The following is a 25560-nucleotide window of genomic DNA, read 5'->3' as shown; positions in this document are numbered from 1 at the left end:
CACCTTATTCGTATTCACGTTCCCACCAGGGTGACTACCGCGCGAGGCCGCGTCGGTAGGTCTGGTCACCATTTTTTCTAGCGGGGCGGGGACGAAGTCTCTGCCCCGCTAGAAAAAATCGGGGCACGAACTGCCGACTCCAGGCGGCCGAGCCGCCGTCTGCGGAGCAGCGGCAATGTCACAGCGCGTTCGGCCGCTTCTTCTGCCGTGCGGTGTAGTCCCTCATCCGCTGCGGATATCCCACGATGCCCGCGTCGTAAATGGGCATGCCCAATTTCCGGGCGAACTTCTTCGCCGCTTCCGTGCCGTCGACGCGTCGCCGGGTCCACTCGCCGTCGTGTGCGACCAGCACCACGGTGGTTTCCGTCACGGTGGTCTTGGGTTCGACGAAGGCTTCGACGCCGTGGCGGGCCGAGGCCCACTCCTCCAGGTGCCCGGTGTCGGTCGACGTCGCGGCGCGCAGCACTCCCGGCTTGGGCTTCCTGCGGAAACGATCTAAGAGCCCCACGGGGCCACCTCCTGAGAGACCTGTCCTCCCATGGTGCCGGCACCGGCGTGAAGCAGGTGGCAAATCGTCCGGAAGGGACACCCGATCGAGGCCCCGTCGCCGCTTGGTCCGAGCTAGTGACAAGATGACTTGAGTACCCGCGCGCACCCGCGCGGATGCAAGGCATGTTCACCACTGTCGAGGAGTTCGAAGTGACCGACACCTCCGCCGACCTCGTGATCCTCGGCGGCGGCTCAGGCGGCTACGCCTGCGCGTTCCGCGCGGCTGAGCTCGGTCTGTCCGTCGTCCTGGTCGAGAAGGACAAGCTCGGGGGGACCTGCCTGCACCGCGGCTGCATCCCGACGAAGGCTCTGCTGCACGCGGCCGAGGTCGCGGACAACGTCCGCGAGGGCGACCAGTTCGGCATCAAGAGCTCGCTCGAGGGCATCGACATCGCGGGCGTCAACTCGTACAAGGACGGGGTGATCAGCAAGCTCTACAAGGGTTTGCAGGGTCTCGCCAAGGCCAACAAGGTCACCTTGGTCGAGGGCGCGGGCACGTTCGTCGGCCCGAACACCGTCGTGGTGAACGGCGACCGCTACACCGGCAAGAACGTGGTCCTCGCGACCGGGTCGTACGCCAAGAGCCTGCCCGGTCTGGAGATCGGCGGCCGGGTCATCACCAGCGACCAGGCGTTGAACCTGGACTTCATCCCGGAGAAGGTCGTCGTCCTGGGCGGCGGCGTCATCGGGGTGGAGTTCGCCAGCGTGTGGCGTTCGTTCGGCGCCGAGGTGACCATCGTCGAGGCGCTGCCGCGACTGGTCCCGGCCGAGGACGACTACGCGTCCAAGCAGCTCGAGCGCGCGTTCCGCAAGCGCGGCATCAAGTTCAAGACCGGGGTCCGGTTCACCGGCGCGACGCAGTCCGACTCGGGTGTGTCGGTGTCGCTGGAGTCCGGTGACGTCCTCGAGGCCGACCTGCTGCTGGTGGCCGTCGGTCGCGGCCCGAACAGCGCGGGCCACGGCTACGAGGAGGCGGGCGTCAAGACCGAGCGCGGTTTCGTCCTCACCGACGAGCGCCTCCGCACCAACCTGCCGAACGTGTTCGCCGTCGGCGACATCGTGCCCGGCCTGCAGCTCGCGCACCGCGGCTTCCAGCAGGGCATCTTCGTCGCCGAGGAGATCGCGGGGCAGAACCCGAAGGTCATCGACGAGGCGGGCATCCCGCGCGTCACGTACTGCAAGCCCGAGGTCGCCTCGGTCGGTCTCTCCGAGGCCGCGGCCAAGGAGAAGTACGGCACGGTCGAGACCTTCATCTACGACCTGGCGGGCAACGGCAAGAGCCAGATCCTCAAGACCGCCGGTGGCGTCAAGCTCGTCAAGGCGCCCGACGGTCCGGTCGTCGGCATCACCCTCGTGGGCGAGCGCGTCGGCGAGCTGATCGGCGAGGCCCAGCTGATCTACAGCTGGGAGGCCTTCCCGGAGGACGTGGCTCCGCTGATCCACGCCCACCCGACCCAGACAGAAGCCCTCGGCGAGGCTTTCCTCGCCTTGGCCGGCAAGCCGCTGCACGTGCACGGCTGACCGTCGCAAACAAGTCAGCCGAACCTGCAACTCAAGCACGAGGAGTCAGCGAACGATGGCCTTCTCCGTCCAAATGCCCGCACTCGGCGAGAGCGTCACCGAGGGCACGGTCACCCGCTGGTTGAAGCAGGAGGGTGACCGGGTCGAGGTCGACGAGCCCTTGCTGGAGGTCTCGACCGACAAGGTCGACACCGAGATCCCGTCGCCCGCCGCCGGGGTCCTGCAGAAGATCGTCGCCCAGGAGGACGAGACCGTCGAGGTCGGCGCCGAACTGGCGGTGATCGGCGACGGTTCCGGTGGCGACGCGGCACCCGCTCCCGCTCAGGAAGCCCCTGCCCAGGAAGCCCCTGCCGAGGAAGCCCAGCCCGAGCAGGCTCCCGAGCCTGTCGCCGAGGCCCCGAAGGAGGAGGCGCCCGCGCCTTCCGACAACGGCGGCGGTTCGGCGAGCGGCACCCCGGTCGTCATGCCCGCTCTGGGCGAGTCCGTCACCGAGGGCACCGTCACCCGCTGGTTGAAGCAGGTCGGCGACTCCATCGAGGTCGACGAGCCCCTGCTCGAGGTGTCCACCGACAAGGTCGACACCGAGATCCCCTCCCCCGTGGCGGGCACCGTCCTGGAGATCACGGCGGCCGAGGACTCGACCGTCGAGGTCGGCGGTCAGCTCGCGGTGATCGGGTCCGGTTCCCCGGCGCAGTCCTCCGCTCCGGCTCCCGCGCCGACGCCCGCTCCCGAGGCGCCGAAGCAGGAGGCCCCGAAGCAGCAGGAAGCCCCCAAGCAGGAGGCTCCCAAGCCCGCTGCGGCTCCGGCCGCCGCTCCGGCTCCGGCCCAGGCCGCTCCGGCTCCCGCCGCGTCGTCGTCCGAGGAGTCGTCCAACGGCACCCCGTACGTGACGCCGCTGGTGCGCAAGCTGGCGTCGGAGAACGGCATCGACCTGAACTCGCTGACCGGCACCGGTGTCGGTGGCCGCATCCGCAAGCAGGACGTGCTGGCCGCGGTCGAGGCCAAGAAGGCCCCGGCTCCCGCGCCCGCCGCTCCGGCTCCGGCCGCTGCCGCCGCTCCCGCCCGCGCCGCCGCTCCGGCCGCCGCGGACCAGAGCGGTCTGCGCGGCAGCACGCAGAAGCTCCCGCGCCTGCGCCAGATCGTGGCGCAGCGCACCCGCGAGTCGCTGCAGATGTCCGCGCAGCTCACCCAGGTGTTCGAGGTCGACGTGACCAAGATCGCCCGGCTGCGCACCCGCGCCAAGGCGGCGTTCGAGCAGCGCGAGGGCGTCAAACTGACGTTCCTGCCGTTCTTCGCCAAGGCCACGGTCGAGGCGCTCAAGCAGCACCCGAAGCTGAACGCCTCGATCAACGAGGAGGCCAAGGAGGTCACCTACTACGGCGCCGAGCACCTCGGCATCGCGGTGGACACCGAGCGCGGCCTGCTCAACGCGGTCATCCACAACGCCGGTGACCTCAACCTGGCCGGTCTGGCGCACAACATCGCCGACCTCGCGGCCCGGACCCGTGCCAACAAGGTCACCCCGGACGAGCTGTCCGGCGGCACCTTCTCGCTGACGAACCTGGGCAGCAACGGCGCGCTCTTCGACACCCCGATCATCCAGCAGCCGCAGGTCGGCATCCTGGGTGTCGGCGTCGTCAAGAAGCGCCCCGTGGTCATCACCGACGAGAACGGCGACGACAACATCGCCATCCGGTCGATGGCGTACCTGGCGCTGACCTACGACCACCGCCTGGTGGACGGGGCCGACGCCGGTCGTTTCCTCACCACGATCAAGAACCGCCTGGAAGAGGGCGCGTTCGAGGCCGATCTCGGCCTGTAGGTCCCGCTCGCGACGAAGCCCCCGGTGCGACTCGCACCGGGGGCTTCGGCACATGTCCCCTGCTGTGCACGAACCCCACCCTTGGGAGACGATCAACCCATGCGCGTCGTGATCGCCGGTTCGTCCGGGATGATCGGTACCAGTCTGGTGGCGTCGCTGCGCGGCGAGGGGCACGAGGTGCTCCGGCTGGTGCGGCGGACGCCCGCCGCCCCCGACGAGCGCGGCTGGGACCCGCCCGCGGGCAGGCTCGACGCGGGGGCGCTCGACGGCGTCGACGCGGTGGTGAACCTGTGCGGCTCGGGTGTGGCGGACAAGCGCTGGAGCGACGCCCGCAAGCAGGTGCTGCGGGACAGCCGGACCGTGCCGACCGAGGTGCTGGCCGCCGCGGTCGTGGAGCACGGGGTGCCGACGCTGGTGAACTCGTCGGCGATCGGGTTCTACGGCGACACCGGCGACGACGTGGTGGACGAGACCCGCGGTCCGGGCACCGGGTTCCTGGCGGACCTGTGCCGCGAGTGGGAGGCCGCCACCGCGGTCGCCGAGCAGGCTCCCGCCGTGCGCGTGGTGCGGCTGCGGACCGGGCTGGTCATCGGTCCCGCTGGCGGGTTGTTCGGCCGGATCCGGCCGCTGTTCGCGTTCTTCCTGGGCGGCAAGCTCGGCAGCGGTGAGCAGTACATGCCGTGGATCTCGCTGGACGACGCCATCTCCGCGATCCGCTTCGCGGTGGAGCACGACTCGGTGAGCGGCCCGGTCAACCTGACCGCGCCCAGCCCCGTGACGAACGCCGAGTTCACCCGGACCGTCGGCCACGTGCTGCACCGGCCGACGCCGTGGGTCGTGCCCGGCTTCGCGCTGAAGGCCGTGCTCGGCGAGTTCGCTGAGGAGGGCGTCCTGATCGGCCAGCGGGCCGTGCCGAAGGCCTTGGAGTCGAACGGGTTCCACTTCCTGCACCCCGCTCTCGGGGCCGCGGTGTCGGCGGCGGTCAACGGTTGAGCCGGGGCCACCTGGTCCTCCTCGGCCTGCTGCTCGTCGCGGTGTCGACGGCGCTCGGCGTCTTCGTGCGCGACGAGGCCCCGGCGCTGGACGTCCGGCTGAACGCCTACGAGCCGCTGCACACCCGTCCGCTGACGGTCGTCGCGGAGTGGATCAGCTTCGTGCTCAGCCCCGGCCTGGCCACGATCGCGCTGCTGGGGCTGGCCGTGCGGTCGTGGCTGGGCAAGGACTTCCTGGTGTTCCGGCTGGGCGTGCTGCTCGGCCTGTGCTGGGCGACGGTGCTGGTCCGGTACGCCTACCGGCGGGTGCGGCCGATCGACTTCCCGAAGTGGAGCTACCCGAGCGGGCACGTGACCGCCGTGACGGCGCTGGCGTTCACGGCCGTGGTGGCGTGCGCCTGGTACGCCCGCCGGTGGGTGCGCACGGCGGCCGTCCTGGCCGTGACCGCGGTGGCGCTGACGGCGGCCAGCCGGGTGGTGCTGAGCATGCACTGGTTCACCGACACCGCGGGCGCCGTGTCGGCCGTCGTGGGTGTCGGTCTGCTCGCCGGTCTCGCACTGGGGCTCGTCCGTCCGGGAGTAATCTCGGGACGTGACCGGACCTGACGTTTCCTGCCGCACCTCGAGCCACCCCTTCGACGTGCGCGAACTGGGCACCATCGACTACCTGGCCGCCTGGGACCTGCAACGAGACCTCGCCAACGCCCGTGCGGACGGCACCGCGGGCGACACGCTCCTGCTGCTGGAGCACAACTCCGTCTACACCTGCGGGCGGCGCACCGAAGAAGCCGACCGGCCGGTCAAGAGCGACATCCCGGTCATCGACGTGGACCGCGGCGGGAAGATCACCTGGCACGGTCCCGGCCAGCTCGTCGGCTACCCGATCGTGGAGCTGACCGAGCCGATGGACGTCGTGCAGTACGTGCGCAGGCTGGAGCAGGCGCTGATCCACGTGTGCGACCAGCTGGGCGTGCGCACGGGCCGGGTGGACGGGCGCAGCGGCGTGTGGCTGGCGGCGGACGACCGGGGCCCGGAGCGCAAGATCGCGGCGATCGGCATCCGCGTGCAGCGGGGCGTGACCATGCACGGTTTCGAGATCAACTGCAACGCCGACCTGGCCCCGTTCGACGACATCATCCCTTGCGGCATCAGGGATGCCGGGGTCGCGTCGCTGTCGCGGGAGCTGGACCGGGACGTGACGGTGGCCGAGGTGCTGCCGATGGCCCGCGACGCGGTGGTGGCCGCGCTGGACGGCAGCCTGCGGCTGACCGACCGGGTGGTGGAACGGCGTGAGCCGAACGCCGCGGGGATCACGTTCGCCGTGCGAACCGGCTGACAAGCGAGCCTCGGACCCTCTAGTATTCCGGAATTACGGATAACCAGAGGGGGAATTGTCGTGCTCTTGACCCGACGACAGGTGTTCGCCGCGACAGGCGTGGTCGGCGCCTCGATGGTGATCGGTTCCGGGCAGGCCGTGGCAGAGCCGAAAGGGTGGGAAACCTGGCTCGCCGGAAATCGCGACCACGTCGGAGCAGTCCTCGACGACGGACGCGGAGGTCGGTTGGACCATCGGGCCCAGCGGGAGCGGATCCTGGGCTCCGCCGTCACGGCCGTGCACGCGGCGGGCTACGCGCTCGCCGTCGAGCAGGGCCGGGTGAAGCCGGACGAGCGGGTGCGCGTCGGCGACTGGGAGGCCTACCACCTCGGTCTGGACGGCGGAGCCCACCAGGCGGCGTTGACGGACCTGGGGATCCCGTTCGCCAACGGCCGCACCGCCGACGACCCCGACCGGCTCGTGGCGCTGGACGACCTGGTGAAGGCCGCCGTGCTGCACGGCGACGACGCCGCGGCGGACTTCGTGCGGACGCGGGTCGGTGACGCGACGCTCCGGGCGGCGGCGGTGCGCTCCGGCTGGCCCGCCGCGGACGTCCGGTCCCTCGGGGGCGAGGCGCTGATGCTGGTCCTGCCCGGCCGCGCGCCCGCGAACCCGGCCCGGCGCAAGCAGGTCGGCGACGCCCTCATGGCGCAGGCCCTGCACGACCCGAAGCTGAAGCTGGAGATCATCGGCCGGTCGCCCAACATCCCGGCCACCTCCGACGGGCGGCGGCCGTGGGCACGGCGGACGGCACGGTGCTCCGCAGCGAACCTGCACAGCCTGCACAGCTCGATCGCGAGCGGGAGGTTCCCCGCCGCACGAGTCCACTTGGAACGCGCGTTCACGGGCGCCCTGCCTCCCGGCGTGCGGGCGATCGGGGTCAAGGGCGGCTCGCTGCCCGGCGCGCTGACGGTCGCCTGCGCCGTGCGGTGGGAGGACGGGAGGATCGGCACCGGCGTGCTGCTCGCCGAGGAGGTCGACGGACGGCTGTCCACTCAGGCCGGTGACCTCTTCGACCTCACGCTCAACGCACTGCTCGACCCGGCTGCGCTGCGAGAACTCCGGGAGACTCTCGTAGGATGACCACGGTGGACGTGGCACGGAGGCTGGCCGAACTGGAACTGCGCGTAGCCGCGCTCGAAGGCGACGACCGGGCGACCGTCGAACTCCCCCTGGGTGACGACGGCGGCGGTCACATCGCCTACCGCGGCCTGGTCACCCTGGGCGGCGGCGAGGTCCGGCGGCACATCGACGTGCAGGCCGACCGCGTGCTGGGCCTCCCGGACCGCGGCCCGATCGACGTGCTCGCCGCGCTGGCCCACCCCGTGCGGGTGGGCATCGTGCGCTCGCTGCTCGTGGACGGCCCGAAACCGGGGTCGGCGTTGCAGGAGTCGGCCGGGCTGGGGTCGACCGGTCAGCTCTACCACCACCTGAAGACGCTCACGTCGTCCGGCGTCGTGGAGCAGGACAAGCGCGGCAGCTACCGGTTGCGCGCCACCGCGATCGTGCCCGTGCTGGTGCTGCTGACCGCCGCGTCGGACGTGGCGGGGCAGCTCCGGTAGGTCAGCGCACGCGGAGCGCCTCGGCGACGAGGTCGGGGGACAGCCCCGGCCCCGCGCACGCGAGGTCGACCAGCCGCTCCCGGTAGGCCGGGTTCTCGAGGTCCGGAGCCAACTCGACCAGCGCCCGCAGGTCGTCGGGCGTTCCGGACAGGCGGGCGCGGTAGGCGGCGGCCGCCGCGCGCAGGGAGACCTCGTCCGGCTCGTGGACCAGACCCCGGTCCGCGAGGTCCACGGCGGCGGCGAAGTCGCCCTGGTCGGCGCGCAGGTCGGCGAGGTCGAGGTGCAGGGACCAGTTGTCCGGGTCCAGGGTCAGCGCGTCCTCGAAGGCCGCCACGGCCCGGTCCAGGTCGCCCATCACGCGCCAGGTGGTCCCTCGGGCGACCGCGGTCCAGAAGACCCGCTCGACGGCGTCGGCGCGGTCGCACAGGGCCAGCGCCAGCTCGTAACGGCCGCAGGCCCTCGGCAGCCGGGACATGGAGGCCAACGCCTCCGGCACGGGACTCCGCGCGGACACCACGTCGACGGCGTGGAACCAGGGCTCGAACCGGTGCCGCGCCTCGTCGGTGTCCAGGTGCGGGCCGTGGTCCAGCGTCCGCAGGCACGCCTCCGCCAGCGCCTCGGCGCTCACCGCGTCGAGGAAGCGCGCGTCGCCGAACCAGGGAGCGGCGCCCCACGCCACGTCGGGCCGCGCGCCCGTGACCGACCCCAGCGCCATCGCCGCGTCGTCGACCTCCCCGTCCAGGAAGAAGAAGTACGACTGGGCCAGACCGGCCCTCAGGGAACCCTTCCGCCGGAGCCCCTCGTCCACCTCCGAGCGCCGGTCCCGCCACAGCTCGGCGAGCGCCGCGTAGGGCTCCGGGGCCGATGGCTGGGAGGCGATGGCCCCCACCAGGAACTCCACGGCGTCGACCGGGCGTCCGCCGCAGTGCGCCATCACCCGCGCGAGCTCGACTTCCCCTGCCGCTGAAGGATTCGCCACCGTCGAAGGGTAGCCACGCGACGGTTCACCGGTCGAGCGATGTCCCGCCGACGACCGGTTCGACGAGGTCGACGAACCGGACGACCGGTCCGGCCACCGCGGCGCGCGGGCGGATTTCCCTTCGCTGATAAGGGTTTGACACCGCGTCGGAAATCTCTCCAGACTGCGGTCTTTCGCCCCGCTACTGGGTGGGCGGCGAGCGATCGGGGAACTCTCATGGCGTTGGTCGAGGCACGGCAGCTGACGAAGGTGTTCCGGAGGCCGGACAAACCACCGGGGCTCGCGGGGTCGTTGCGGCACCTGGTCACCAGGAAGTACGTGGAGAAGGTGGCGGTCGACCACGTCGACCTGGCCATCGAGGCGGGCGAGGCGGTCGCGTACGTCGGGCCGAACGGCGCGGGCAAGTCGACGACGGTGAAGCTGCTCAGCGGGATCCTGGAGCCGACGTCCGGCGAGGTGCGGATCGGCGGGCGGGTGCCGCAGCGCGAGCGGATGGCCGTGGCGCACCAGATCGGCGTGCTGTTCGGGCAGCGCACGCAGCTCTGGTGGGACCTGCCGGTGGCGGACTCGCTGGCGGTGCTGCGCGACCTGTACGGCGTGGACCGGGCGACCTACGAGCAGCGGCTCAAGCGGTTCGACGAGGTGCTCGGCATCGGCGAGCTGCTGCCCGTGACCGGGCGGAAGTTGTCGCTGGGCCAACGGATGCGGGCCGACCTGGTCGCCGCGCTGATCCACGCGCCGGAGGTCGTGTACCTCGACGAGCCGACGATCGGCCTGGACCTGTCGGTGAAGGACCGGGTGCGCGAGTTCTTCCGGGAGCTGCGCGACGAGGGCACGACGGTGATGCTCACGAGCCACGACCTGGCCGACATCGAGGGCTTCTGCCGACGGCTGGTGATCATCGACGAGGGTCGGCTGGTGTTCGACGGTGACCTGAAGGCGGTGAAGGACGAGTTCGCCCGCGAGCGCATCCTGCACGTGAGCACCGAGGAGCGCGTGGACCCCGAGCTGGTGCGGGCCGCGTTGCCGGGCACCGACGTCACGGCGGGGGAAACGCCGCTGTGGCACGCGATCCGCTTCGACCGGTTCGCGCTCACCGCCGGTCAGGCCGTGGCCGCGGTGAGCGGTGTGGCGACCGTGGTCGACTTCCGGATCGACGAGCCGGGCATCGAGGACGTGATCCGCCGGGTCTACTCCGGCGACCTCCTGCTGACCACCGACTCCGCGTCGTGAGGGGCTACTGGGCGCTGGCCAGGACGTCGGCGAAGAACGCGCTGACCTACCGGATGTCGTTCCTGCTCGGCCTGTTCGGGGTCGGGTTCCAGCTCGTGGCGCTGCTCGCGGTGTGGCGGGTGCTGCTGGAGGACGGGTCGGCGGTCAACGGCTTCACCTGGCCGCAGATGCGCGGCTACCTGCTGGTGGCGTTCGCCTCCGGCGCGCTGGTCGGGCTGCTGGCGGACTTCCGGATGTCGTTCCGGATCCACAGTGGACTGGTCGCGCTGGACCTCGTCAAACCCGTGCGGTACCAGGAGGCCCGGTTCGCCGAGGCGCTGGGCGCGGTGTGGATCGAGGCGCTGGTGGTGCTCGGCGTCGTGGGGGTGACGGTGGCCGTCTCCGGGCCGCTGCCGCTGCCAGAGGGCGACGAGCTGGCGCTGTTCGTCGCCAGCATGGTGCTGCTGGTGCCGTTGAAGTTCCTCGTCGTGTACCTGGCCAGCCTGGCGTCGTTCTGGACGCAGAACTTCATCGGCGTGCAGTGGGCGCGGGTCGCGATCGTGAACCTGTTCTCCGGCGCGCTGGTGCCGCTCGCCTACCTGCCGGGCTGGCTGGCGACGGCGGCCTCGTGGTCGCCGTTCGCCGGGATGACCTCGACGCCGGGGCTGATCCTCATCGGCCGCGTGGACGGCGCGCAGGCCGCGCTGCTGGTCGCGGTGCAGCTCGGGTGGGTGGTGCTGCTCTGGTACGGCGCGAAGCTGTTGTGGCGCAGCGCTCTCCGGCAACTGACCGTGAACGGGGGCTGACGTGCTGAGGGTGATCCGGCTCTACTTCCGGTTCCTGGGGCTGCACCTGCGGGCGCTGCTCGAGTACCAGTCGGACTTCTGGGTGATGGCGGTCGCGACCGTGCTCATGCAGGTGGTGAACCTGGTGTTCCTGGCCGCGGTGTTCGCGAAGGTCCCGTCGCTCAACGGCTGGTCGTTCTGGGCCGTGGTCGCGATGTTCGCGATGATGGCCATCGCCGAGGGCGTCGGCTCGTTCTTCTTCGAGGGCACCTGGCGGCTGTCGAACGCCATCAACGAGGGCACGCTGGACTACGCGCTGGTCCGGCCGTACCCGGTGGTGCTCCAGGTGACCAGCGCGGAGGTCGGCATCAACGGGCTGACCAACATCGTGACCGGCGGGGCGATGCTCACGGTCGCGCTGACGCGGGTGGACGTCGACTGGTCGGTGCTGATGGTCCTGTTGGCGGTCGTGCTGCTGCTGGGCGCGGTGTTCATCAAGGTGGCGGTCAACCTGGCCACGAACTCGATCTCGTTCTGGCTGTCCGGTCCGAGCCCGATGTTCGCGATGGCCGTCCACCAGGTCGGCGAGCTGGCCCGCTTCCCGTTGAGCGTCTACCCGCTGGCGCTCAAGGCGACGCTGGGGTTCGTGGTGCCGTTCGCGTTCATCAGCACGTTCCCGATCAGCTTCCTGATGAACGCGGGGTCGACGCCGTGGCTGGGCCTGCTGACCCCGCTGGTGGCCGTCTACTGCGTCGGGATCGCGCTGGTGGTGTTCTCCCGCGGTCTGCGCCGCTACGAGAGCGCGGGCAACTAGAAGCGCTCCCGGAGCGCGTGCCGGGCGGCCCGGTACCCGCACATCCCGTGGACGCCGGGCCCCGGCGGCGTCGACGCCGAGCAGAGGTAGACGCCGTCGCGCGGGGTCGCGTACGGGTTCCACCGGGGCACCGGCCGGAACGCCGTCTGCCGCAGCGTCACGGCGCCCGCCGCGATGTCGCCGCCGACGTGGTTGGGGTTCTCCACCGCCGACTCCGCGGCCGTCGTGACCGTGCTCGCGAGGACCAGGTCCTGGAAGCCGGGGGCGAACCGGGCGATCTGGGCGGTCACGGCGGCGCCGACGTCCAGCGTGGACCCGGCGGGCACGTGCGCGTAGGCGTAGAGCGTGTGCGCGCCCGCCGGGGCTCGGGTCGGGTCGACCACGCCGGGCTGGACCACGAGCACGTACGGCCGGTCGGGGTGGCGGCCCGCGGCGACCTCCCGTTCGACCGCGACCGCCTCCTCGCGGCTGCCGACCAGGTGCAGCGTGCCCGCGCGGGCGCAGTCGGCGTTCGCCCACGGCACCGGGCCGGACAGGGCGTAGTCGACCTTGCAGGCCCCGGCGCCGTAGCGGAAGCGGCGCAGCGCCCGCTCGTAGCCCGCGGGCCACCGCGCCATCCCGGCCAGCGCGCGCGGCGTGACGTCGAGGAGCGTCGCCCGCGCCGGGGGGAGTTCGGCGAGGTCGGTGACCCGGTGGCCGGTGTGGAAGACGCCGCCGCGGCTCGTGACGGCGTCGACCATGGCGTCGGCGATCGCCTGGCTGCCGCCCTCCGGGACGGCCCAGCCGACGCCGTGGGCGAGCGCGCCGAGCAGCAGCCCGACCCCGGCGGGGGCGAGTCGGCGGGGCGGGGTCACGGCGTGCGCGGCGACGCCGGTCAGCAGCGCCGGGGCGAGGTCGCCGGAGAACCGGGCGTTCCACAGCGGACTCCCCTGCTCCAGCACGCGCAGGCCGAACCGGGCGGCCGTCACCGGCGCGGACGGCGGGCGGCGCAGGTCGGACATGGCGAACCCGGTCGTCCCCTCCCAGTCGCGCACGAGCGGGCCGAACAGCCGCCGCCAGGCCTTCCCGTCGACGCCGAGCCCGTCGGCCGTGCGCTCCAGGTCCACCCACGCCACCCCGGCCCGGCCGCCGTCGAGCGGGTGCGCGTAGGACGCCTCGGGGACGAGCATCCGCACCCCGTGCGCGGCGAGGTCGAACTCGCGGAAGAACGGCGACGCGAGCGCCATCGGGTGCGCCGCGGAGCAGACGTCGTGGCGGAACCCCGGCAGGGTCGCCTCGACCGTCCGCGCGCCGCCGCCGAGGGTGTCGGCGGCCTCGAACACCTCGACCCGCAGCCCGGCCTCGGCCAGCACCACCGCGGCGGCCAGCCCGTTCGGGCCCGCCCCGACCACGACCGCGTCCACGCCGCTCATCGCCCACCGTCCACTTCGTTCAGCCGACCAGTTGCCCGGCGGCCAGCCGACCGTACAGATCATCGGTGCGGACCAGGTCGTCGTGCGTCCCGACCGCGCGCACCTTCCCGTCCTGCAGGACGACGATCCGCGTGGCGGCCAGCACCGTGGACAGCCGGTGCGCCACCACGACGACGGTCGTCCCGGCGTCGGCGACGTCCCGCACCACGTCGCGCAGCGCCGCCTCGTTGACCGCGTCGAGCTGGGACGTGGCCTCGTCCAGCAGCAGCAGGCGGGGCTTGCGCAGCAGCGCCCTCGCGATCGCGATCCGCTGCCGCTCCCCGCCGGACAGCGACACGCCGCGGTGCAGGATCGGCGCGTCGAGGTCGCCGCCGAGGAGGTCGAGCAGGTCGTCGAGGCGGGTCGTCCGGATGATCTCCCGCAGCTCGGCGTCGCCGACGCCCGGCGTGGCGTACGCGAGGTTCTCCCGCAGGGTGCCGCCGAGGACCGGGGTGTCCTGCTCGACGTACCCGATGCTCGCGCGCAGGGCGGCGAGGTCGTGGTCGGCGACGTCGCGGCCGTCGACCAGCACCCGGCCCGAGTCGGGCTGGTAGAACCGCTCGATCAGCGCGAACACCGTGGACTTGCCCGAGCCGGACGGTCCCACGACCGCGGTCAACGACCCGGCCTCGACCAGCAGGTCCACGCCGTCGAGCGCGGGCGTGTCCCGTCCCGGATAGGTGAAGCGGAGACCGTCGAGGACCACCTCCGCGGCGCCCGGCCCGGCCGGGGCCGGGGGGACGACGTCGAGGGGCTCGGAGGGCAGGGCCGCGATCTCGGTGATCCGCCCGACGGACGCCCTGGCCGCCTGGAGCATCGTGCCCGCGCCGATCATCTGCATCAGCGGAGCTGTCAGGTAGGCGACGTACAGCAGGTAGGCGACGAGGTCGGCCACCGGCATCGCCCCGCTCGCCACCCGCGCGCCGCCGACGCCCAGCACGACCAGGAACGCCACCTGCACGGCCAGTCCGGTGGCGGTGCCCGCGACCGAGCCCCAGGTCGCCAGCCGCACCCCCTGGCGGTACGCGGTGGTCGCCGCCTCCTCGACCCTGGCCAGCTCGGCGGACTCGGCGCCGGACGCCTTGACCGTGGTGAACGCGCCGAGCGCCGGTTCGAGCGCCCCCACCAGCCCGCCGAGAGACTCCTGGGCCCGCAGGGCCGCACGCCGGATCGGGGGCATCACGCCCATGATCAGGACGACGACGACCAGGACCACGGCGGCCGTGGAACCGAGCAGCACCAGGTCGACCGTGCCCATCAGCACCAGCGCGCCGACCAGCATCACCGCCCCGGTCAGGACCTGGACGACGGCCTGGCTCGCCACCTGGCGCAGCACGGAGGTGTCCGACGCGACCCTGGCGAGCAGGTCGCCGGGGGTCTGGGTGCGCATCGCGGGCACGGTCAGCCGGAGCACCCGGCGGACCAGCCCGACCCGGCCCGCGAGCGTGACCCCCTCGGCCGCCCGCAGCACCAGGTAGTCGCCGACCCCGAGCGCGACCGCGGCCAGCAGGACGAGCACGGTCAGCCGGACGAGAGCGGGGGCGAGGCCGGTGCCGACGCCCAGCGCCTCGATCACGTCGCGGGCGGCGAGCGGCTGCACCAGTCCCAGCGCGCTGGAGGCCACCAGCAGCGCCGCGCCGGACACCAGCCCGCCCCGGTACGGCCGCAGGTACTCACCGAACACCCGCAGGGTCGTCGCCGTCGTCTCAGGCATCGGACGCCCGGTACTCGCTGACGACCATCGGCTCGACCCCGGTGAACGGCGTGCCGGACCAGTCGCCGTAGTGGCCGACCTTGGTCAGCCCCGCCGCGGCGGCGTACGCGTCGACCTCCTCCGGGTCGGTCAGCCTGCTCGCCTCCTGGGCGATGGTGGCGCGGCCGTCGTCGAAGAAGACGTGCGCCAACCGCCAGACCTTGGCCACCTCGTCCACCGTGGAGTAGGACAGCAGGCCGGTGTCGCGTCCCGGATAGGGGACGAAGAACGAGTCGCGTGCCCGGCCCTGGTTGAGCGCGCGGGCCACTGCCGGGTTGTGGGTCTCGACCACGAGGGTCGCGCCCGGTGCGAGCCGGGCCGCCGCCGCCCGCACCGCACGGGCCTGGTCGGCCGCGTCGAGCAGCATCGAGAGGGTGCCGCAGACGCAGTAGACGAGGCCGTACGCGGTGTCGTCGGCGTGGTCGCGGAGGTCGCCGTGCACGCCGGTCACCGGCAGGCCGGACTCGGCGACGCGGGCGTCGAGGAGTGCCAGCATCTCGGTGGAGGAGTCGACGCCGACGACCGCGCCGGTGCGCGCGGCGAGCGGCAGCGCGATCCGGCCGGTGCCGACGCCCAACTCCAGGCTGGGGCCGCCGGTGTGCCGGGCGGCGAGGAACCCGGCGGCCGACTCGGCGTCGGGACCCGACGGGAACAGCTTGTCGTAGAAGCGGGCGAACTGGGTGCCGTAGCCGATGTCGGCGATCACGCGGCGGCCTTTCCGTCGGTCAGGGGCACGAACGGGGAGACGAGCAGGTAGTCCGGGTCCGGTTCCTCGTCGTAGCCCGCGCTGCGGGCGATGACGAACTGGAACCCCTTCACGTCCGGGTGCTCGGCGCGCACGCGGCGTTCGACCGAATCGCTCAGCACCCGGTAGGCCGAGGTGCCGGTGAGGTCGACGCCGGGGATCCCGAGGTGCCGGAGCAGTTCGTGGCAGACGTCGAACAGCGCCTTGTCGCTCCGGCGGTCCGGGAACCAGACCGCCTGCCGCCACGAGCGTTCCGGGATCTCCACGGTGAGCGCCCACGGGCTCGGCCCGTCCGCGCCGAGCACCCGGTGCAGCAGGTGGAAGTCGTGCTGCGCGGGTTCCGGGGCGAAGAACCGCCAGTTCGCGATGGCCAACCCGGTGACGTCGTACTCGCGGAAACGGTCGAACACGGGGTTCGGGTGCTGGCTGGCGACGGTGACCCCGAACCAGGTGGCGAGCCCGGCGGCCAGCAGGCCGGTCCACCCGTCAAGGCGTGGCGAGCGCATGGCGGTCCTCCAGGAAGGTGGTGATCAGCTCGGCGACCCGGCCCGCGCCGACGGGGTCGGTGAGGACCTGGTCGTGGTCGAAGTCGGGCACCACGGCCCGGCGCGAGCCCGCGGCGGTGGCGGCCAGCTCGTCGTGCAGCTCCCCGTGCACCGGGTCGACGGCGACGGTCGCGCCCGCGCTGATCACGAGCAGCGGCGCGCCGGGCTCGGGCAGCACGCCGTCGAAGCCCTCGAAGTGCTCCCTCGTCGCCCGCCACTCGCGGGTCGCCGCGGTCCAGATCCGGTGGTCGCGGTAGTGGGCCAGGACGAGGTCGCGGACCTCGGCGGGCATCCGGTCGACCCAGGACGGCCGCTTCAGCAGCACGCCCAGCCCGACCCGCAGCGACCACGGCATCAGGTCCAGCGCCCTGGTCAGGCCCTCGGCGCCCCGTGCCTGCGCGGGTGAGCGCGCCAGTTCGCCGGGGTGGCTGGCGTCGATCAGCACCAAGGCCTCGACCGGTGTGCCGCCGTCGACGAGGTCGCGCGCGGCGCACATCGCGAGGTATCCGCCGAGGGAGTGCCCGACGAGGACGCACCGCCGTCCGCCGGTCGTGGCGGTGACGAGGTCGGTCAGGTCGGCCACGGCGGTGCGGAGGTCGTAGTCCCGGCCGCCGCGGTAGGCGCTGGGCCCGTACCCGGCCCGGTTGTAGGTGACCACCTCGAAGTCCGCGCCGAGGTGGCGGGTGATCCACTCCCAGTGCTCGGTGGTGGCGACCATCCCGCTCTCGAACACCAGCACCGGCCGGTCCGCGCCCACCGCGCCGAACCGCCGGTAGGACAGGACGTTGCCGGACGACGCGGTCACCGCGCTCTCGTCACCGCGCCCGGCGGCGACCTTCGCGGCCCGCCGCACCCGTGCGACCTGGCTCGCCGCCACGGCTCCGCCGACCAGCGCGAGGCACACCTTCGGCAGCGTGTCGTCCCGACGCGGGTCGCGGCCGCTGGCGTACAGCACGGCCGGGTAGGTGGACGCGAACGACCAGAAGAACCGGCCCAGCCCCATGACGCGGGCGTTGACGAGGTGGAACGCGCCCGCAGAGCCGAGGAACAGCGGCGCGAGCCGACCGCCCGCGACGAACACCAGCGGGAAGCCGCACTCCAGGGCCAGGACGGCGTGCGCGGCCAGCCGGGTGAGCCTCGGGTGGTCCCTCATCACCTTCCAGACCCGCTCGTCGCCGTAGGTCCTGGTGCGGGTGATCCCCGGCAGCGCCCGGCCGCTGCGCCAGGTGTCGCTGGGCAGCTTCGCCCAGCCGGAGACCGTGTAGGACAGCACGGACTGGAGCGCGATGAACCACAGGCACGCGTCGACGACCGCGGGCTTGCGCTGCCCGGCGCGTGCGGCGGTGGCCAAGGCTTGCACCAGGAACGACACCTGGTCCGCGCCGTCGGAGCCGTACAGGTGGCGCGCGTACAGCGCGACCTGGCTCGCCGACAGGACGCCGTTGGCCGCGGTCTTCGCCCCGCGGGGCAGCGGCGCCCACAGCGACACGGCCGCGACCACCCTGGCCACGTGCAGCGCGCGGGTGACCCGCCGGTCCGCGATGACGTCGAGGACCTTGCCGTACCGGGGCGAGACCGCGTGGTGCCGCGCCCGCGTCACCGCCCAGTTGTTGGGTCCTCCCCAGTCCTGGTCGCGTTCCCGCGCCAGGTACTCGAGGCTGGACACGAGGTGGGTGATCGAGCCGATCCGCTCGGTCGCGGCGACCACCGCCGACGGGTCGAGCGCCCTCGGCCGGAGGAGCCTGGTCAGCAGTCCCATGTGGAGTCACCTTCGGGTGGGGTGGAGGGTGGACCGGTGCGCACGGGACGCACCGGTCCGACGCGCTGGTTCTCCCGCTACTGCGGCTTCGGCACGGTGCCGCCGATGGCCGCCCGGCCCGCCGCGGCACCGGCCGCGAACGCCCCGGCGAGCCCGGACACGACGGCGACCCCCGCGGCGAAGCCCACGACGGCGGCGGGCGTCGCGAGCACGGGGGTGGCGCCGGTGATCGTGAGCGGCGTGGTGCTGTCGACCCGGACCCCGGCCAGGACCGGGTCCGCATTCGTCTTGTCCAGCAAGGACTTCATCGGTTTCTCCTCGAACGTCGGTGGCTAGGAGGGCGTGGGGGACGTGCCGCCGTGGACGGCGCCGTACACGTAGCCCGCCTGGACGGCCGCGGCGGCGACCATGACGCCCCACACGACGGCCGCGGGGGTGGCCAGCACCGGCGAGGTGCAGGTCGGGGCGGTCGAGGACGTGGTCTCGTCCAGGCCGCCGAACAGGTCCGCCGACACGGCGTTGGTGCGGTCGATGAGCGTCTTCACGCTCAACTCCTTTCAGGGGTGGGAAAACCGACGACGTGATCTTCAGCCGAGGAGCGCTGTCCCGTCACGACCCCAGTTAGGCTGTATTGACAGGGCGGGCGCGTGGCGCTACAAGGCGCGGGGCTGGGGGCGACGTGACGCAGGTGTCGGTGTCCGTGGTGGACGACGACCGGATGCTCCTGGACGGGATGACGGCGTGGTTCGCCGCCGATCCCGGCCTGCGCGTCGAGCACGCCACGGCGACGGTGGACGAGCTGCTGGCGGCGGGCCCGCCGACCGACGTGGTGCTGCTGGACCTGATGCTGGCCGACGGGTCGGACCCGGTCGTCAACGTCCGGCGGCTGGTCGAGGCGGGCCACCGGGTGCTGGTGATGAGCGTGATGCCCAGGTGGGGCCACGACCTGGACGTGGTCAGCGCGGGAGCGGCGGGCTACCTGTCGAAGGACCACGCGCTGTCCACGCTGGCGACGGCCATCCGCGAGATCGCCGAGACCGGCGGCGCCCACTCCCCCGAGCTGGCGTTCGCCTGGAGCCGCGACACCCGGCCGAACAGGCCGGTGCTGTCCAAGCAGGAGCGTTCGGTGCTGCTCGCCTACGCGACCGGCATGACGATGACCGCCGCCGCCCGACAGGCTGGGGTGGCGCCCGCGACCGCGAAGAAGTACCTCGACCGGGTCAAGGCGAAGTACCAGGCGCTCGGCCGGGCCACCTACACCAAGCTGGACCTCGCCCAGCGGGTCCGCGAGGACGGCCTGCGCCGGTCACCGGACTGACCGCCACTCCAGTTCGACGCACGTCCCCTCGCCCGGCTCGCTGATCACCCGCGACTCGCCGCCCACGTCGGCCATCCGGGACCCGATCGACCAGCGCAGCCCGAACCCGCGCCCGCGTGCCGCCAGGTCGAACCCGATCCCGCGGTCGACCACGCGGACGGTCAGGACGTCGTCCTCCCACCACGCCGTCAGCCAGGCGTCGGTCCCGCCGGAGTGCTTGGCCACGTTGTTCAGCGCCTCGACGGCCGCGTCGGCGACGGCGTCGACCACCGGCCCCGGCAGGTCGGCGGGCAGCCCGTCGTGCTGGAACCGCACCCGCAGACCGATTCCCGTCGCGTGGTCGACGGCGGCGGTCAGCCGGTCGACGAGTGCGGTGAACGCCTGTCTGAGGTCTTGGTCGATCAGCCGCCGCACCAGGTCCGCGGCGGTGGCGCACCGCTGCCGGACCGCGTCCTCGCGGTGGTCCAGCCCGCCGCGCGCGATGGCGGTCAACGTGGACAGCGCCGTGTCGTGCAGCGCCCGGTAGTGCTCGATCCGGGCCGCGAACACCGCGCGCTCGCTCAGCCGCCGGGTCTCGGCCGCCAGGCGCATCGCGGCCATGTCCTGCAACGCCTCCGCCTGCCCGATCAGGTAGCGGCGCAGGAAGTGCAGGACCACCCCGAACCACACGAACGAGTTGACGTGCCCGGTCGACCACACCGCGGCCGCCGACCCGGTGGTCAGCTCCACCACGACCACCGTGGACGCCAAGGGGATCGCCGCCAGCAGCAACGCGCGCGGGACGGGCATGGCCGCGCCGAGGAACGCCGCGCTGGCCATCGCGAACCGGGTGGGCCAGTCGACGCCGTCGGGCAGCGCGGGGTCGACGACGTTCAGCGTGCCGAGCACGATCAGGAGGGAGGTCACCAGCGTGTCCGAGACGACGGCCCGCGTGCCGAACCACCCGGCCTGGCGGATGCTCAGCACCAGCCCGGCGTTCCAGCCGATCACCCCCACCACCAGCAGGACGTTGAGCGGCACGCTCCGGAAGGACGTCGCCGGGCCGAACAGGCTGACCACGCCGGGGACGACGTAGCTGGCGCGTTGCAGGATCAGCAGCATCGCCAACAGCCGGAAAGCCCGCTCCCGCACCGGTTTCGCCGCCAGGAACTGCGGATCGCGCCACCCCAGCGGCCCGCCGGACAACAGCCGCCACGCCGCCCGCGCCCGCAACGACAGCGGCGCGTTCGAGTACTCCACCATGTCCGCCCCCTCGGCGGTCATGATCGCAGGCCCGGCCCACCGGGGTCGACGGGTCTCTCGCCGATGCCGTTGGCGCGCAAGGATTCCCGGCTAGCCGACCGTCCAGATCGCCCAGCCGCCCGCCGCGTTCTCCACCCGGAGCACGCGGCCGTCGGTGGTGCGGGTGGTCACCTCGGTGGTCCCGGTGTCGGCGCGGTGCACGGGCGTGAGCGGGCCGGTGACCGTCCAGTCGCCGATGGCCGACCACGCCGACCACTCCCCCGCCGAGTCGTCGACGTGGACCAGGCGGCCGTCCGCGCCGCGGGCGAACACCTCGGTCACGCCGGTGTTCGGCTGGTGCACGACGAGCGGGTCGCCCGCCAACCGCTGGTCGCCGAGCGCGGTCCACGGCGACCAGTCCGCGCCCTGGTTGTCGGCGTGGACGAGCCTGCCGTCGGTGCCGCGGGCGAAGACCTCGGTCGAGTGCGTGCGCGGCCGGTAGACCCCGCTCGGCGCGCCCGCCACCCGCTCGTCGCCGATCGGCGTCCACGGCGACCAGCCCGTGCCGGTGTCGTAGGTGTGCAGCACCTCGCCGTCGGCGCCGCGCGAGAAGCTCTCGGCCGCGCCCGGCCGGTACCCGCCGCCGACGGCGGTCTGGTCGATCCCGGTGGCGAGCGGCGCGGGCGTCGGCGGGAAACGGGGGGCGGCGGGCATCTGCTCGAAACCCGTGCCGGGAACGGCGTGCGGGGGTTCGGGGCTGGCGGTCGCGGGTGTGGCGAGCACTACCAGGACGGTCAGCCCCACCAGGGTCGAACCGAGCTTGGTCGTGTTCTGCACCGTGTCCCCCAAGGTCCGGATGGCTGGCGGAACCGAAGCTAGCCACCGGACCTTGGAGAAATCTCAAAGCCGTCGTCAGGCGAGTTTCGGCGCCACCTCGGCGGCCACGAGCTCGACGTGGTCGAGGTCGGCCAGGTCGAGGGTCTGGAGGTAGACCCGGCTGACCCCGGTCCTCTCCCGCCACTGCGACAACCGCTCGACGACCTCGGCGGGAGTGCCCGCGAGCCCGTTGGCGCGCAGCTCGTCGACGTCGCGGCCGATCTTCGCGGCCCGCTTCGCCACCTCGGCGTCGTCGCGGCCGACGCACAGGACGAGCGCGACGGACCGGGTCAGCCCGGCCGGGTCGCGGCCGATGTCGGCGCAGTGGGCGGCGACGCGGTCGAACTGCCGGTTCGCCGTGTCGTAGTCCTGGAACGGCAGGTTGAACTCGGTCGCGAACCGGGCCGCCAGCGCGGGCGTGCGCTTCGCGCCGACCCCGCCGATCAGCACCGGCACGGGCGACTGGACGGGCTTCGGCAGCGCGGGCGAGTCGACGATCCGGTAGTGCTCGCCCTCGAACGAGTACGGCCCGTCGGCGGCCCAGAGACCGGTGATGACCTCGAGTTGTTCGGCGTACCGGTCGAAGCGCTCGCCGACGGCGGGGAACGGGATGCCGTAGGCCTCGTGCTCGCGCTCGAACCAGCCCGCGCCGAAGCCGAACTCGACGCGGCCGCCGGACATCTGGTCCACCTGCGCCACGCTGATCGCCAGCGGGCCGGGGTGCCGGAAGGTGGCGGCGGTCATCAGCGTGCCGAGCCGGATGCGGGAGGTGTCGCGGGCCAGGCCCGCGAGGGTGATCCACGCGTCGGTGGGACCGGGCAGGCCGTCGCCGTCGCCCATCTTGAGGTAGTGGTCGGAGCGGAAGAACGCGTCGTAGCCCGCGTCCTCCGCGGTCCGCGCCACGCGCAGCAGGTCGTCGTAGGAGGCCCCTTGCTGGGGCTCGGTGAAGATCCGGAGTTCCACCGCTCCAAAGTAGTACGCGGAGCGAACTAGTGTCGGCGGGAGCGTCCACGGGGCGGAACGGGCACGGGTTCGCCGCCGCGCACGCGCAGGCCCTCGACGACCCGCACGATGGTCCGCTCGACCTCGGCGCTGGCCTTCTTCGGCTCCGACGCCGCCGCGATCGTGCTGGCGCCCGCCGACAGCGCGCCGAACAGCAGCCTGCTGGTGGTCTCGACCGGCATGTCCTCGATCTCGCCGGAGTCGACCAGCAGCTCGATCGCGGTCCGCAGCAGGCCGTAGCTGAAGTGCTCCTCGGCCTCGCGCCAGCGTTCCCAGCCCATCACGACCGGGGCCTCGTGGATCACGATCCGCTGGTAGGACGGCTCCAGGCAGACGCGGACGTAGGCGCGCAGGCCCGCGATGGCGGTCTCCCACGGGTCGCCGGGCGCGGAGACGATCTCCGCCAGCCTGCGCATGAACTTGTTCTCCACGGCGTCGAACGCCGCCTCGAAGAGGGCCTGCTTGCCGCTGAAGTGGTGGTAGAGCGCGCCCTTGGTGACCCGCGCGCGCTTGGTGACCTCGTCGAGCGACGTGCCCGCGTAGCCGCGCTTGGTGAACAGCTCCACCGCGTTGTCCACGAGCGCCTGCCTCGTGGTCTCCGAGTACTCGACCCGTCTCGACCCCATTGTCACCACGCTCACAACCGTACGACATACCGAGGGTACGTACCGGTGGTATGGTCGCCTCGACAGGCCATACCGGCGGTATGCGAAAGACCCCGAGTATGAACCCGCTCACTCCCGAGAGGAGGCGTGACGATGGGGTGGACCGACTTCTACCGACGGCGCGACGCCCTGGACGCCGTGCTCCGGCGCGACCCGGCGGCCCCGCTGGAGTTCGACCGGGCCGCGTTCGCGAACGCCGACGAACTGCTGCTCGCCCTGCACCACCGGTGGCTCCAGCAGCTCACCGGCCGCCTGGGCGTGGCGCTGGCCGACTCCGACGACCGCGTGGACGCGGTCCGCACGACCTGGCGGGCGCTCGCCGCCGAGCAGCCCGCGCTGCGCGCCGTGCTGGACGCCCACCTCGCCGACCCCGAGGCGCAAGAACGCGAGGAGCGCCTGCTGGCGTTGACCTCCGGTCTCGCCGACCTGTCCGAGCCCGCCCGCGAGGTGGCCCGGATCGGCGCGGCGTTCCTCGCGCTGATCCGGTCGGAGCCCTCCGTGCGAACGTCACGGGACAGGCTGCTCAGCCGCGCCTAGACGACCTTGGTTAGGTGGACCCATGTGGACCGAAGCGGACATCCCCGACCAGACCGGCCGCACGGTGGTGATCACCGGCGCGAACTCCGGGCTGGGCCTGCGCTCGGCCGAGGTGCTCGCCGCCAGGGGGGCGCGGGTGCTGATGGCGTGCCGCTCCCCCGAACGCGGCCAGGAGGCGCTCCGGCGCGTCCGGGCGGTCGGCGAGGCCGAGCTCGTGGCGCTGGACCTGGCCGACCTGGCGTCGGTGCGCGCGGCCGCCGCGGACGTGCGCGAGCGGACCGGTGACGCGGTCGACGTGCTGATGAACAACGCGGGCGTGATGGCGACGCCGCGCGGCTGGACCGTGGACCACTTCGAGACCCAATTCGGCACCAACCACCTCGGGCACGCCGCGCTCACGTGGCTGCTGATGCCCGCGCTGCGCACCCGGCCGGGCGCGCGCGTGGTGACCCTGTCGAGCCTCGGCCACAAGATGGGCGGCTTCCAGGTCGCCGACCCCAACTTCGAGGCCCGGAGCTACTCGGCGTGGCCCGCCTACGGCCAGTCGAAGCTGGCGAACCTGCTGTTCGCGAACGCCCTGGCCCGACACCTGCACGCCGCGGGCCTGGACGTGACCTCCGTCGCAGCCCACCCCGGCCTGACCGGCACGAACCTCGGGATCAACCACGCCAAGTCGCAGGGCAGCGCGGTGCTCGGCGGGCTCGTGCGGGCGTGGGACGCGGTGGCCACCCAGAGCGTCGAGAAGGGCGTGTTGCCGCAGCTCTACGCGGCGACGGCCCCCGGCGTGCGGCAGAACGACTACTACGGGCCCGACAAGCTCGGCGAGACCCGCGGTCACCCCAAGCCCGCCTCGCGCTCGGCCGCCGCGCGGGACGACGTGACCGCGGACCGGCTGTGGGACCTGACGGCCACGCTCACCGGCGTCCGGCCCGATCCGGCGTGACCCCGCACACGCGCGCGCAAAGCGTAAGGTGACCGCTGTGACGCTGGTACCAGAGGGTCGGAAGCTGCTGCGGCTCGAGGTCCGCAACAGCCAGACGCCGATCGAGAAGAAGCCGTCGTGGATCAAGACGAAGGCCAAGATGGGCCCCGAGTTCCGGGAGCTCAAGAGCCTCGTCAAACGCGAAGGGCTGCACACGGTCTGCGAAGAGGCGGGCTGCCCCAACATCTACGAGTGCTGGGAAGACCGCGAAGCGACCTTCCTCATCGGCGGTGAGCAGTGCACCCGCCGCTGCGACTTCTGCCAGATCGACACCGGCAAGCCCGACGACCTCGACCGCGACGAGCCCCGCCGGGTCGCCGAGTCGGTCCAGGCGATGGGCCTGCGCTACTCCACCGTGACGGGCGTCGCCCGTGACGACCTGGAGGACGGCGGCGCGTGGCTGTACGCGGAGACCGTGAACCAGATCCACGCGCTGAACCCCGGCACCGGCGTGGAGCTGCTGATCCCGGACTTCAACGCCGTGCCCGAGCAGCTGCTCGAGGTGTTCGAGTCCCGGCCCGAGGTGCTCGCGCACAACGTGGAGACCGTGCCGCGCATCTTCAAGCGCATCCGGCCCGCGTTCCGCTACGAGCGGTCCCTCGAGGTGATCACCAAGGCCCGCGAGTTCGGTCTGGTCACCAAGTCGAACCTGATCCTGGGCATGGGCGAGACCCCGGAAGAGGTCACCCAGGCGCTGCGCGACCTGCACGAGGCGGGCTGCGAGATCATCACGATCACCCAGTACCTGCGGCCCTCGCCGCGGCACCACCCGGTCGAGCGCTGGGTGAAGCCCGAGGAGTTCGTCGCGCACTCCGACGACGCCAAGGCCATGGGCTTCTCCGGCGTGATGGCCGGACCGCTCGTGCGCTCGTCCTACCGCGCCGGACGGCTGTACGCGACCGCCGTGGAAAAGCGCGGCGAGGAACTGCCGGAGAACCTGAAGCACCTGCTCCAGGCCGGTTCGGCGGCCCAGGAGGCCAGCTCGCTGCTCGCCCCCCGCTAGCGTCCTCGCGACGAGCCAGGAATTCTGTCGTTGTAGCCGCCCACCTGGCCGGTTTACGCGGGGGGGTTGACGCCCCGCCAGGCGGCGCGGGG

General features: G+C 72.6%; 27 protein-coding genes. 14 read left to right on the top strand and 13 right to left on the bottom strand.

Annotated elements, in window-relative coordinates:
* Positions 1-178 precede the first annotated feature (178 nt).
* Complete coding sequence (locus ACFWW9_RS37705; RefSeq protein WP_390387226.1) at positions 179-508, bottom strand: oxidoreductase; 330 nt, start codon at positions 506-508, stop codon at positions 179-181.
* Between the two features lie 191 nt (positions 509-699).
* Here ACFWW9_RS37705 and lpdA point away from each other — a divergent pair, with 191 nt between their 5' ends.
* The 7 genes from lpdA (at position 700) to ACFWW9_RS37670 (ending at position 7821) form a co-directional block, all read left to right on the top strand.
* Positions 700-2070: a dihydrolipoyl dehydrogenase gene (lpdA, locus tag ACFWW9_RS37700; protein WP_390387224.1), complete on the top strand. Its 1371-nt coding sequence runs from the start codon at positions 700-702 to the stop codon at positions 2068-2070.
* Between the two features lie 55 nt (positions 2071-2125).
* Positions 2126-3892 carry a 2-oxoglutarate dehydrogenase, E2 component, dihydrolipoamide succinyltransferase gene (gene sucB, locus ACFWW9_RS37695; protein WP_390387222.1) on the top strand — a complete coding sequence of 589 codons (1767 nt, stop codon included), beginning with the start codon at positions 2126-2128 and terminating at the stop codon, positions 3890-3892.
* A gap of 99 nt (positions 3893-3991) precedes the next feature.
* Positions 3992-4885 carry a TIGR01777 family oxidoreductase gene (locus ACFWW9_RS37690; RefSeq protein ID WP_390387220.1) on the top strand — a complete coding sequence of 298 codons (894 nt, stop codon included), beginning with the start codon at positions 3992-3994 and terminating at the stop codon, positions 4883-4885.
* Entirely contained in the window at positions 4882-5490 is a 609-nt protein-coding gene (locus ACFWW9_RS37685) for a phosphatase PAP2 family protein (protein ID WP_390387218.1), read from the top strand. Before ACFWW9_RS37690 ends, ACFWW9_RS37685 begins: the two co-directional genes overlap by 4 nt.
* The gene (gene lipB / locus ACFWW9_RS37680) at positions 5477-6220 is read left to right on the top strand and encodes a lipoyl(octanoyl) transferase LipB (protein WP_390387216.1); all 744 of its coding nucleotides are present in this window, start codon (positions 5477-5479) and stop codon (positions 6218-6220) included. Before ACFWW9_RS37685 ends, lipB begins: the two co-directional genes overlap by 14 nt.
* Before the next feature lie 225 nt (positions 6221-6445).
* Positions 6446-7342 (top strand): hypothetical protein, encoded by an 897-nt coding sequence (locus tag ACFWW9_RS37675; protein ID WP_390387215.1) that lies wholly within the window; start codon positions 6446-6448, stop codon positions 7340-7342.
* The gene (locus tag ACFWW9_RS37670) at positions 7339-7821 is read left to right on the top strand and encodes an ArsR/SmtB family transcription factor (RefSeq protein WP_390387214.1); all 483 of its coding nucleotides are present in this window, start codon (positions 7339-7341) and stop codon (positions 7819-7821) included. Before ACFWW9_RS37675 ends, ACFWW9_RS37670 begins: the two co-directional genes overlap by 4 nt.
* A 1-nt stretch (position 7822) precedes the next feature.
* On the opposite strand, the gene ACFWW9_RS37665 is transcribed toward ACFWW9_RS37670, so the two are convergent.
* A complete protein-coding gene (locus ACFWW9_RS37665; RefSeq protein ID WP_390387213.1) occupies positions 7823-8800 on the bottom strand; it encodes a tetratricopeptide repeat protein in 978 nt (325 codons plus the stop codon).
* Between the two features lie 216 nt (positions 8801-9016).
* Here ACFWW9_RS37665 and ACFWW9_RS37660 point away from each other — a divergent pair, with 216 nt between their 5' ends.
* The 3 genes from ACFWW9_RS37660 to ACFWW9_RS37650 are packed head-to-tail and all read left to right on the top strand — an operon-like array spanning position 9017 to position 11611.
* Positions 9017-10033: an ATP-binding cassette domain-containing protein gene (locus ACFWW9_RS37660; RefSeq protein WP_390387212.1), complete on the top strand. Its 1017-nt coding sequence runs from the start codon at positions 9017-9019 to the stop codon at positions 10031-10033.
* Complete coding sequence (locus ACFWW9_RS37655) at positions 10030-10818, top strand: ABC transporter permease (protein WP_390387210.1); 789 nt, start codon at positions 10030-10032, stop codon at positions 10816-10818. The genes ACFWW9_RS37660 and ACFWW9_RS37655 overlap by 4 nt, the downstream gene beginning before the upstream one ends.
* A gap of 1 nt (position 10819) precedes the next feature.
* On the top strand, positions 10820-11611 hold the full coding sequence (locus tag ACFWW9_RS37650; protein ID WP_390387209.1) for an ABC transporter permease: 792 nt from the start codon (positions 10820-10822) through the stop codon (positions 11609-11611).
* Here the strand turns inward: ACFWW9_RS37650 and ACFWW9_RS37645 are convergent.
* The 7 genes from ACFWW9_RS37645 to ACFWW9_RS37615 form a co-directional block, all read right to left on the bottom strand.
* Positions 11608-13023 (bottom strand): phytoene desaturase family protein, encoded by a 1416-nt coding sequence (locus ACFWW9_RS37645; RefSeq protein ID WP_390387208.1) that lies wholly within the window; start codon positions 13021-13023, stop codon positions 11608-11610. The genes ACFWW9_RS37650 and ACFWW9_RS37645 overlap by 4 nt on opposite strands.
* 19 nt (positions 13024-13042) lie before the next feature.
* A complete protein-coding gene (locus ACFWW9_RS37640; RefSeq protein ID WP_390387207.1) occupies positions 13043-14776 on the bottom strand; it encodes an ABC transporter ATP-binding protein in 1734 nt (577 codons plus the stop codon).
* Positions 14769-15521 (bottom strand): class I SAM-dependent methyltransferase, encoded by a 753-nt coding sequence (locus ACFWW9_RS37635; protein ID WP_390387206.1) that lies wholly within the window; start codon positions 15519-15521, stop codon positions 14769-14771. The genes ACFWW9_RS37640 and ACFWW9_RS37635 overlap by 8 nt, the downstream gene beginning before the upstream one ends.
* Positions 15518-16066, bottom strand: a complete 549-nt coding sequence (locus ACFWW9_RS37630; RefSeq protein WP_390387204.1) for a hypothetical protein — start codon at positions 16064-16066, stop codon at positions 15518-15520. The genes ACFWW9_RS37635 and ACFWW9_RS37630 overlap by 4 nt, the downstream gene beginning before the upstream one ends.
* Positions 16047-17864: an alpha/beta fold hydrolase gene (locus tag ACFWW9_RS37625; protein WP_390387203.1), complete on the bottom strand. Its 1818-nt coding sequence runs from the start codon at positions 17862-17864 to the stop codon at positions 16047-16049. The genes ACFWW9_RS37630 and ACFWW9_RS37625 overlap by 20 nt, the downstream gene beginning before the upstream one ends.
* A 77-nt stretch (positions 17865-17941) precedes the next feature.
* Positions 17942-18172, bottom strand: a complete 231-nt coding sequence (locus ACFWW9_RS37620; RefSeq protein ID WP_390387201.1) for a hypothetical protein — start codon at positions 18170-18172, stop codon at positions 17942-17944.
* A gap of 24 nt (positions 18173-18196) precedes the next feature.
* Entirely contained in the window at positions 18197-18409 is a 213-nt protein-coding gene (locus ACFWW9_RS37615; protein WP_390387199.1) for a hypothetical protein, read from the bottom strand.
* A 134-nt stretch (positions 18410-18543) separates the two neighbouring features.
* On the opposite strand from ACFWW9_RS37615, the gene ACFWW9_RS37610 reads away from it, so the two are divergent.
* Positions 18544-19182: a hypothetical protein gene (locus ACFWW9_RS37610; protein ID WP_390387198.1), complete on the top strand. Its 639-nt coding sequence runs from the start codon at positions 18544-18546 to the stop codon at positions 19180-19182.
* Here the strand turns inward: ACFWW9_RS37610 and ACFWW9_RS37605 are convergent.
* The 4 genes from ACFWW9_RS37605 to ACFWW9_RS37590 all read right to left on the bottom strand — a co-directional run bounded on the left by ACFWW9_RS37605 (position 19171) and on the right by ACFWW9_RS37590 (position 22907).
* A complete protein-coding gene (locus tag ACFWW9_RS37605) occupies positions 19171-20445 on the bottom strand; it encodes a sensor histidine kinase (protein WP_390387197.1) in 1275 nt (424 codons plus the stop codon). The genes ACFWW9_RS37610 and ACFWW9_RS37605 overlap by 12 nt on opposite strands.
* A gap of 69 nt (positions 20446-20514) precedes the next feature.
* Positions 20515-21240, bottom strand: coding sequence for a hypothetical protein (locus tag ACFWW9_RS37600; protein ID WP_390387195.1), 726 nt, complete (start codon positions 21238-21240; stop codon positions 20515-20517).
* Between the two features lie 75 nt (positions 21241-21315).
* Complete coding sequence (locus ACFWW9_RS37595; RefSeq protein WP_390387194.1) at positions 21316-22242, bottom strand: LLM class F420-dependent oxidoreductase; 927 nt, start codon at positions 22240-22242, stop codon at positions 21316-21318.
* A gap of 26 nt (positions 22243-22268) precedes the next feature.
* Positions 22269-22907 (bottom strand): TetR/AcrR family transcriptional regulator, encoded by a 639-nt coding sequence (locus ACFWW9_RS37590; protein ID WP_390387192.1) that lies wholly within the window; start codon positions 22905-22907, stop codon positions 22269-22271.
* 132 nt (positions 22908-23039) lie between these two features.
* Here ACFWW9_RS37590 and ACFWW9_RS37585 point away from each other — a divergent pair, with 132 nt between their 5' ends.
* From ACFWW9_RS37585 to lipA, 3 genes are read left to right on the top strand one after another with little or no spacing between them, the layout of a single operon-like run.
* A complete protein-coding gene (locus ACFWW9_RS37585) occupies positions 23040-23483 on the top strand; it encodes a hypothetical protein (RefSeq protein ID WP_390387190.1) in 444 nt (147 codons plus the stop codon).
* A gap of 22 nt (positions 23484-23505) precedes the next feature.
* Positions 23506-24426, top strand: a complete 921-nt coding sequence (locus ACFWW9_RS37580) for an oxidoreductase (RefSeq protein ID WP_390387189.1) — start codon at positions 23506-23508, stop codon at positions 24424-24426.
* 37 nt (positions 24427-24463) lie between these two features.
* Positions 24464-25468, top strand: a complete 1005-nt coding sequence (gene lipA / locus ACFWW9_RS37575; protein ID WP_390387187.1) for a lipoyl synthase — start codon at positions 24464-24466, stop codon at positions 25466-25468.
* Positions 25469-25560: the final 92 nt, after the last annotated feature.

Source organism: Umezawaea sp. NPDC059074 (genome assembly GCF_042738955.1).
Classification (GTDB): domain Bacteria; phylum Actinomycetota; class Actinomycetes; order Mycobacteriales; family Pseudonocardiaceae; genus Umezawaea.
This window is presented reverse-complemented; position numbering and strand designations above follow the sequence as displayed.

What these genes read in the sequence shown, in the direction of transcription:
- sucB (WP_390387222.1), top strand. Translation starts at nt 2,126, where the DNA reads ATGGCCTTCTCCGTCCAAATGCCCGCACTCGGCGAGAGCGTCACCGAG.
- ACFWW9_RS37690 (WP_390387220.1), top strand. Translation starts at nt 3,992, where the DNA reads ATGCGCGTCGTGATCGCCGGTTCGTCCGGGATGATCGGTACCAGTCTG.
- ACFWW9_RS37670 (WP_390387214.1), top strand. Translation starts at nt 7,339, where the DNA reads ATGACCACGGTGGACGTGGCACGGAGGCTGGCCGAACTGGAACTGCGC.
- ACFWW9_RS37660 (WP_390387212.1), top strand. Translation starts at nt 9,017, where the DNA reads ATGGCGTTGGTCGAGGCACGGCAGCTGACGAAGGTGTTCCGGAGGCCG.
- ACFWW9_RS37645 (WP_390387208.1), bottom strand. Translation starts at nt 13,023, where the DNA reads ATGAGCGGCGTGGACGCGGTCGTGGTCGGGGCGGGCCCGAACGGGCTG.
- ACFWW9_RS37640 (WP_390387207.1), bottom strand. Translation starts at nt 14,776, where the DNA reads ATGCCTGAGACGACGGCGACGACCCTGCGGGTGTTCGGTGAGTACCTG.
- ACFWW9_RS37630 (WP_390387204.1), bottom strand. Translation starts at nt 16,066, where the DNA reads ATGCGCTCGCCACGCCTTGACGGGTGGACCGGCCTGCTGGCCGCCGGG.
- ACFWW9_RS37625 (WP_390387203.1), bottom strand. Translation starts at nt 17,864, where the DNA reads ATGGGACTGCTGACCAGGCTCCTCCGGCCGAGGGCGCTCGACCCGTCG.
- ACFWW9_RS37620 (WP_390387201.1), bottom strand. Translation starts at nt 18,172, where the DNA reads ATGAAGTCCTTGCTGGACAAGACGAATGCGGACCCGGTCCTGGCCGGG.
- ACFWW9_RS37605 (WP_390387197.1), bottom strand. Translation starts at nt 20,445, where the DNA reads ATGACCGCCGAGGGGGCGGACATGGTGGAGTACTCGAACGCGCCGCTG.
- ACFWW9_RS37590 (WP_390387192.1), bottom strand. Translation starts at nt 22,907, where the DNA reads ATGGGGTCGAGACGGGTCGAGTACTCGGAGACCACGAGGCAGGCGCTC.
- ACFWW9_RS37585 (WP_390387190.1), top strand. Translation starts at nt 23,040, where the DNA reads ATGGGGTGGACCGACTTCTACCGACGGCGCGACGCCCTGGACGCCGTG.
- ACFWW9_RS37580 (WP_390387189.1), top strand. Translation starts at nt 23,506, where the DNA reads ATGTGGACCGAAGCGGACATCCCCGACCAGACCGGCCGCACGGTGGTG.